5 protein-coding genes and 1 pseudogene are annotated in these 7,521 nt (G+C 71.5%); 4 read left to right on the top strand and 2 right to left on the bottom strand.

Annotated elements, in window-relative coordinates; all coding sequences use genetic code 11:
- Positions 1-33: 33 nt before the first annotated feature.
- Positions 34-1,644 carry a sugar transferase gene (locus ABZ484_RS11335; protein ID WP_358865643.1) on the bottom strand — a complete coding sequence of 537 codons (1,611 nt, stop codon included), beginning with the start codon at positions 1,642-1,644 and terminating at the stop codon, positions 34-36.
- A 523-nt stretch (positions 1,645-2,167) separates the two neighbouring features.
- Between ABZ484_RS11335 and ABZ484_RS11340 the strand changes: the two genes are divergently transcribed.
- The gene (locus tag ABZ484_RS11340) at positions 2,168-4,108 is read left to right on the top strand and encodes an acyl-CoA dehydrogenase family protein (RefSeq protein ID WP_358865644.1); all 1,941 of its coding nucleotides are present in this window, start codon (positions 2,168-2,170) and stop codon (positions 4,106-4,108) included.
- Between the two features lie 12 nt (positions 4,109-4,120).
- Here ABZ484_RS11340 and ABZ484_RS11345 read toward each other — a convergent pair.
- Positions 4,121-4,288, bottom strand: a pseudogene (locus tag ABZ484_RS11345) (VapC toxin family PIN domain ribonuclease); the annotation flags it as partial.
- A 208-nt stretch (positions 4,289-4,496) separates the two neighbouring features.
- Here ABZ484_RS11345 and dxr point away from each other — a divergent pair.
- From dxr to ABZ484_RS11360, 3 genes are all read left to right on the top strand, one after another.
- Entirely contained in the window at positions 4,497-5,759 is a 1,263-nt protein-coding gene (gene dxr / locus ABZ484_RS11350; protein ID WP_358865645.1) for a 1-deoxy-D-xylulose-5-phosphate reductoisomerase, read from the top strand.
- Positions 5,760-5,767: 8 nt separating this feature from the next.
- Positions 5,768-7,060 carry a site-2 protease family protein gene (locus tag ABZ484_RS11355; protein WP_358865653.1) on the top strand — a complete coding sequence of 431 codons (1,293 nt, stop codon included), beginning with the start codon at positions 5,768-5,770 and terminating at the stop codon, positions 7,058-7,060.
- 171 nt (positions 7,061-7,231) lie between these two features.
- Positions 7,232-7,521, top strand: a 290-nt coding sequence (locus ABZ484_RS11360) for a flavodoxin-dependent (E)-4-hydroxy-3-methylbut-2-enyl-diphosphate synthase (RefSeq protein WP_358865646.1), incomplete at its 3' end; no start/stop codon positions are given.

A 7,521-nucleotide genomic window follows, 5' to 3' on the forward strand; every position in this document is an offset into this window, starting at 1 on the left:
CGCCCGGGGCGGGTGGCAGCCATCGCGGCCCCCTCAGTACGCCCCGCGGCCGTCGACGACCGCGCGCAGGGTCCGGGTCATGATCTCCACATCGGTGGCGACCGACCAGTTGTCCACGTACCACAGGTCCAGCGACACCGTCTCGTCCCAGGACAGGTCCGAGCGCCCGCTGACCTGCCACAGCCCGGTCATGCCCGGCTTGACGGCGAGGCGCCGCAGCTCGGTGCGCGAGTAGCGGGCCACCTCGTCGGGCAGCGGCGGCCGCGGCCCTATCAGGGACATGTCACCGCGGAGGACGTTGAGCAGCTGCGGCAGCTCGTCCAGGGACAGCCGGCGCAGCACGGAGCCGAGCGGGGTGACCCGCGGGTCGCGCCGCATCTTGAACATGTGGCCGTCGTGCTGGTTGGCGCCCGAGCGGGTGAGTTCGTCCCGGCGGGCCTCCGCGTCGACGACCATGGTGCGGAACTTCCACATGGTGAACGGCCGGCCGTCCAGCCCGCAGCGGATCTGCCGGTGGAAGGACGGACCCGGCGAGGTGCAGCGCACGGCCACCGCCAGCGCCGCGAACAGCGGGGCCAGCACCACCAGCCCGAGGGCCGCGCCCAGCCGGTCCAGCAGCGACTTCAGCAGCGGCTGTCCGAACTGCTGAGCGGGCGGTGCCACTTGCAGCACGGTCAGCCCGGCCGCCGTGGTGGGACGTACCCGGGCCTCGGCGACCTCGGCGAGTCCGGGCACCACGGCGAGCTGGAGCCCGGCGCCGTGCAGCGCCCAGGCCACGTGCCGCAGCCGTTCGCCGGTCATCCGCAGCCCCGGCACCACCAGGGCGGCGTCAGCCCCGAGGTCCGCCACGGCCCGCAGGACGGTGTCCGCGTCGCCCGCGCGGTCGCTGCCGGTGTCCGGCAGCCGCTGGGCGACGGGCATGCCGCACTGCACGGCCCGGGAGCCGACCGGGACCACCCCGACGACCACGTAGGCGTGGTCCGTGCGGGAGGCGAGGCGGGAGACGACCTGGTCCACGGCGGCCGGCTCGCCCACCACCAGCGCCCGGCGCACCGCGCGCGCCTGGCGCCGCTGCCGGTTCAGGTGCAGTTTCGTCGTCAGCGCGACGGCCGCGGCCAGGGCCAGACCGGGGGTGAGGGCGGCGAGCGCCAGGGTCGGCCGGGGGCCGTCGTCCACGCCGGCGAGGATCAGCGCCAGCGCCAGGAAGCCGGCCAGCAGCACCCAGTCCCGTACGGCGGCCAGCACGCCCCAGGACTCGCCGAGGCGCTGGGCGGCGTACCGGCGCCGGGTCGCCCGAATGGCGGTCCAGGCGCCCGCTCCGATCAGCCCGCCGAGCGCGGGCACGTCCTGGCCGTCCGCGGCCAGGGCCGCGGTCAGCGGGACACCGATGCCGCAGGTGTCGGCGAGCACCGCGAGCGGCCGGTACCAGCGGGCCTTCCCGTCACCCGTTCGGACCTGCGGTCTGAGCCGGCCCGGAGCGGGTCTCGCCAGGCGGCCGAATCCGGGCCCGGCGGGCCGGGACGCGCCGGGCGCCGTGGCCTCCGATGCGGGCGTCGCGCGCTGCGCGGCCCGCGGAATCGTTTTGGCTGGTCCCGGCGGCCCCGGCAGGTCGGAGCCCCGCGCCGCCGCGTCCGCCGTCCCCACGGCGCCCGCGGTCCTCGTGGCCTCACCTGTGCCCGCCGAGCCTGCTGTGACTGCTCCCCCCACCGTGCCTGTCGCTGTTGCCGCCGTTCCGGCCGTCGCCGTCGCGTCCGTGGATATCTCCGTCACCGACTCCCCGGTGGACTCGGAGGTGGACTCCGACACGCCGACTTCTCGCATGCGCCCCCCAGCCATACGCCGTCGTCACGGGTCCATCCGTCTCCCTCGGTCCCCACCGAACGGATGTACCCAAGTGATCGTGGACCCTATGACACAACTGTGGTCGTCGGCTGAGCTTTTCGAGAAATTCATAGGAATCCGGTGAAGAAGTTCACAACTGGCGTTCACATCACCCTCATCCGATGCTGGCGGAAACCCCATCGAAACAGACCGTGTGCGAACGACGGACCGTGAGTGTCCCTCCCCAGGGGTGGTGGGTCCGCCCGGTATCGGGTACATACGTTCCAGTAGCACCGGTCGGTAACGTACCGCCCCCAAGATCCCTATACGCGGCGAGGTGAGCCTCATGTCCGCACCAATGACCAACAAGCCCACCGTCACCGAGCGCGAGGCGCGTCAGGTGGCGGAGGCGGCCCGGGAGCAGGACTGGCGCAAGCCCAGCTTCGCCAAGGAGCTCTTCCTCGGCCGCTTCCGGCTCGACCTCATCCATCCCCACCCGCTCCCGGCCGACGACGACGTCCAGCGCGGCGAGGAGTTCCTGGCCAAGCTGCGCGACTTCTGCGAGACGAAGATCGACCCGGCCCGCATCGAACGCGACGCGCGGATCCCCGACGAGGTCGTCACCGGGCTCAAGGAGCTCGGCGCCCTCGGCATGAAGATCGACACCAAGTACGGCGGCCTCGGCCTGACCCAGGGCTACTACAACAAGGCCCTCGCCCTGGTCGGCTCCGCCAGCCCCGCGATCGGCGCCCTGCTCTCCGCGCATCAGTCGATCGGCGTACCGCAGCCGCTGAAGCTCTTCGGCACCCCCGAGCAGAAGGAAACCTTCCTGCCGCGCTGCGCGCGCACCGACATCTCGGCCTTCCTGCTGACCGAGCCGGACGTCGGTTCCGACCCGGCCCGCCTGGCGACCGCGGCGGTCCCCGACGGGGACGACTACGTGCTGGACGGCGTCAAGCTGTGGACCACCAACGGCGTGGTGGCCGACCTGCTCGTCGTCATGGCGCGCGTGCCGAAGTCCGACGGGCACAGGGGCGGCATCACCGCCTTCGTCGTGGAGGCGGCCTCCGAGGGCATCACCGTCGAGAACCGCAACGCCTTCATGGGCCTGCGCGGCATCGAGAACGGCGTCACCCGCTTCCACCGGGTCCGCGTCCCGGCGGCCAACCGCATCGGCGAGGAGGGGCAGGGCCTGAAGATCGCCCTGACCACGCTCAACACCGGCCGGCTCTCCCTGCCCGCGATGTGCGCCGGCGCCGGCAAGTGGTGCCTGAAGATCGCCCGCGAGTGGTCGGCGGTCCGCGAGCAGTGGGGCAAGCCGGTCGCGCTGCACGAGGCGGTCGGCTCGAAGATCTCCTTCATCGCGGCGACCACCTTCGCCCTGGAGGCCGTCCTCGAACTGTCCTCCCAGATGGCCGACGAGAACCGCAACGACATCCGCATCGAGGCCGCCCTCGCCAAGCTCTACGGCTCCGAGATGGCCTGGCGGATGGCCGACGAGCTGGTCCAGATCCGCGGCGGCCGCGGTTTCGAGACGGCCGCGTCCCTCGCCGCCCGCGGCGAACGCGCCGTGCCCGCCGAGCAGATGCTGCGCGACCTGCGCATCAACCGCATCTTCGAGGGCTCCACCGAGATCATGCACCTGCTGATCGCCCGCGAGGCCGTCGACGCCCACCTCTCCGTCGCCGGCGACCTCATCGACCCCGACAAGTCCCTCCAGGACAAGGCGAGGGCGGGCGCGAACGCGGGCGTCTTCTACGCCAGGTGGCTGCCCAAACTGGTCGCCGGACCCGGCCAACTCCCCCGCTCGTACGCAGAGTTCCACCCGGCGGGCCACATCGACCTCTCCCCGCACCTGCGTTACGTCGAACGTCACGCCCGCAAGCTCGCCCGCTCCACCTTCTACGCCATGTCCCGCTGGCAGGGCCGGATGGAGACCAAGCAGGGCTTCCTCGGCCGCGTCGTCGACATCGGCGCCGAACTGTTCGCGATGAGCGCGGCCTGCGTCCGCGCCGAGCTCCTGCGCACCCGAGGCGAGCACGGCCGCGAGGCCTACCAGCTCGCCGACGCCTTCTGCCGCCAGTCCCGCATCCGCGTGGACGAGCTCTTCGACCGCCTGTGGACCAACACCGACGACCTCGACCGCAAGGTCGTCAAGGGCGTCCTCGGCGGCGCCTACGAGTGGCTGGAACAGGGCATCGTCGACCCCTCGGACGACGGCCCGTGGATCGCGGAGGCGGAACCGGGCCCGTCGGAGAGGGAGAACGTGCACCGGCCGATCCGGTGACGTCGAGGACGGTCAGAGGCTGCCCGGCGGCGCCGGCCACCGGGCGGGCCGACCGGTGACCGACGCGACGGTCCCGAAGTCCTTGCCGTAGTGCAGGACGGTGAGACCCTTCGGCTCGGCGGTCGCGGCGACCAGCAGGTCCACCGCGCCCGCCGAGCGGCGCAGGCCCTTCGCGGTGAGCCGCACCGCGTCCGCCGGCGGCTGGCCGTCGATGCCGATCAGGATCCTGGCGATCGCAGCACCTCCGTACGCAGCACCTCCGTACACGCGAAGCCCTCTTCGTCATGTCCCGGCGCTCGGGCCCGATGACCACCTTCCGGGACACGACTCACCTCCGGGAAGGGCACTCCCTGTCCTGCCCACCGGTCCTTGCCGCCACAATGGGGGGATGAGCGACAGTCCAGCCCCTCTCGCCGATCCGCATCTCGTGTTCGATCCCGTCGCCGGGGACGGGCCGAAGGACGTGGTGGTCCTCGGGTCCACCGGGTCCGTCGGCACCCAGGCCATCGACCTGGTGCTGCGCAACCCGGACCGCTTCAGGGTCACCGCGCTCTCCGCCAACGGCGGACGGGTCGGCCTCCTCGCCGAGCAGGCGCACCGGCTCCGGGTCCGGACGGTCGCCGTCGCCCGTGAGGACGTCGTACCCGCGCTGCGCGAGGCGCTCGCCGCCGAGTACGGGAGCGGGGAACCGCTTCCGGAGATCCTCGCCGGGCCCGACGCGGCGACGCAGGCCGCGGCCTCCGACTGCCACACCGTCCTCAACGGCATCACCGGCTCCATCGGCCTCGCCCCGACCCTCGCCGCCCTGGAGGCGGGCCGCACCCTCGCGCTCGCCAACAAGGAGTCGCTCATCGTCGGCGGCCCGCTGGTCAAGGCGCTCGCCAAGCCCGGGCAGATCATCCCGGTCGACTCCGAGCACGCCGCCCTCTTCCAGGCACTCGCCGCCGGCACCAGGGCCGATGTGCGCAAGCTCGTCGTCACCGCCTCCGGCGGCCCCTTCCGCGGCCGTACCAAGGACGAGCTCGCGGACGTCACCGTCGAGGACGCCCTCGCCCACCCCACCTGGGCCATGGGACCGGTGATCACGATCAACTCCGCCACCCTCGTCAACAAGGGCCTGGAGGTGATCGAGGCACACCTGCTGTACGACATTCCCTTCGACCGCATTGAGGTCGTCGTGCACCCGCAGTCGTATGTCCACTCGATGGTCGAGTTCACCGACGGATCCACCCTCGCCCAGGCGACGCCCCCGGACATGCGCGGGCCCATCGCCATCGGCCTCGGCTGGCCCGAACGCATCCCCGACGCCGCTCCCGCCTTCGACTGGAGCACCGCGTCGACCTGGGAGTTCTTCCCCCTCGACGACGAGGCGTTCCCCTCCGTCGGCCTCGCCCGGCACGTGGGGCGGCTCGCGGGCACCGCCCCGGCCGTGTTCAATGCGGCCAATGAGGAGTGCGTCGACGCGTTCCTGCGCGGCGCGCTGCCCTTCAACGGGATCATGGAGACCGTGACACAAGTGGTCGAGGAGCACGGCACGCCCGGCACGGGAACTACCCTGACCGTGCCGGACGTCCTCGAAGCGGAGGCCCGGGCGCGCGCCCGGGCCCGGGAACTGACAGCGCAGACGGCGACCGCGGAGGCGCGTGCATGACGTCCCTGATGATGATCCTCGGCATAGTCGTCTTCGTGATCGGCCTGCTGGTCTCCATCGCGTGGCACGAGCTGGGGCATCTGTCCACCGCCAAGCTCTTCGGCATCCGTGTGCCGCAGTACATGGTCGGCTTCGGCCCGACCATCTGGTCGCGGAAGAAGGGCGAGACCGAGTACGGGATCAAGGCCATCCCGTTCGGCGGCTACATCCGCATGATCGGCATGTTCCCGCCGGGCGACGACGGCCGGATCACCGCACGCTCCACCTCGCCCTGGCGCGGCATGATCGAGGACGCCCGCTCGGCCGCCTTCGAGGAACTGGGGCCGGGTGACGAGAAGCGCCTGTTCTACACGCGCGCCCCGTGGAAGCGGGTCATCGTGATGTTCGCGGGCCCCTTCATGAACCTGATCCTGGCGGTCGCGCTGTTCCTCACCGTTCTGATGGGCTTCGGCATCTCCCAGCAGACGACCACCGTCAGCTCGGTCTCCCAGTGCGTCATCGCGCAGAGCGAGAACCGCGACAACTGCACGAAGTCCGACCCGCTCTCACCGGCCGCCGCCGCGGGCCTGAAGGCCGGCGACAGGATCGTCTCCTTCGACGGTGTGAAGACCGACGACTGGAACCGGCTCTCCGACCTCATCCGCGCCCACCCCGGCGAACAGGTGCCGATCGTGGTGCAGCGGGGCGGCCAGGACGTCACCCTGCACGCGAAGATCGCCACCAACCAGGTCGCCGAGAAGGATTCCCACGGCCAGATCGTCCAGGGCAAGTACGTCACCGCCGGCTTCCTCGGCTTCAGCGCCGCCACCGGCGTCGTCCGCCAGGACCTCGGCCAGTCCGTGACATGGATGGGCGACCGCGTCGGCGAGGCCGTCGACTCCATCGCGAGCCTGCCCGGCAAGATCCCCGCCCTGTGGGACGCGGCCTTCGACGGCGCCCCGCGCCAGCCCGACTCCCCGATGGGCGTGGTCGGCGCGGCCCGCGTCGGCGGTGAGATCTTCACCCTGGACATCCCGCCCACCCAGCAGCTGGCCATGGCCCTGATGCTGGTCGCCGGCTTCAACCTCTCCCTGTTCCTGTTCAACATGCTCCCGCTGCTCCCGCTGGACGGCGGGCACATCGCGGGCGCCCTGTGGGAGTCGCTGCGCCGCCACCTCGCCCGGGTGCTGCGCCGCCCGGACCCCGGCCCGTTCGACGTGGCGAAGCTGATGCCGGTCGCCTACGTGGTGGCGAGCGTCTTCATCTGCTTCACCATCCTCGTCCTGATCGCCGACGTCGTTAACCCGGTCAAAATCTCCTAGCCGCCAGCCGTTGGAAGGCGGCCGGGCGGGCCCCGGCCCGGTCACCTTCCAACGAGTGGTTTCACGGGTGGGGGATGTGCTGGGCCAAGGTCGCGTGCCGTAATCTCGAAGCCTGGAGCCCGCCGCTGAACGGGGCCGGACCTTGATCCACGACTTGGGGTTGCACAGCAGATGACTGCGATTTCTCTCGGCATGCCGTCCGTTCCGACCAAGCTCGCCGAGCGCCGCAAGAGCCGGCGGATCCAGGTCGGATCCGTGGCGGTGGGCGGGGACGCTCCGGTGTCGGTGCAGTCGATGACGACGACGCGTACGTCGGATGTCGGTGCCACGCTGCAGCAGATCGCGGAGCTGACCGCGTCCGGGTGCCAGATCGTGCGGGTGGCCTGTCCGACGCAGGACGACGCGGACGCGCTGGCGACCATCGCGCGCAAGTCGCAGATTCCGGTGATCGCGGACATCCA

Origin of the sequence: Streptomyces sp. NPDC006393 (assembly GCF_040628575.1) — a bacterium.
Lineage (GTDB): Bacteria > Actinomycetota > Actinomycetes > Streptomycetales > Streptomycetaceae > Streptomyces.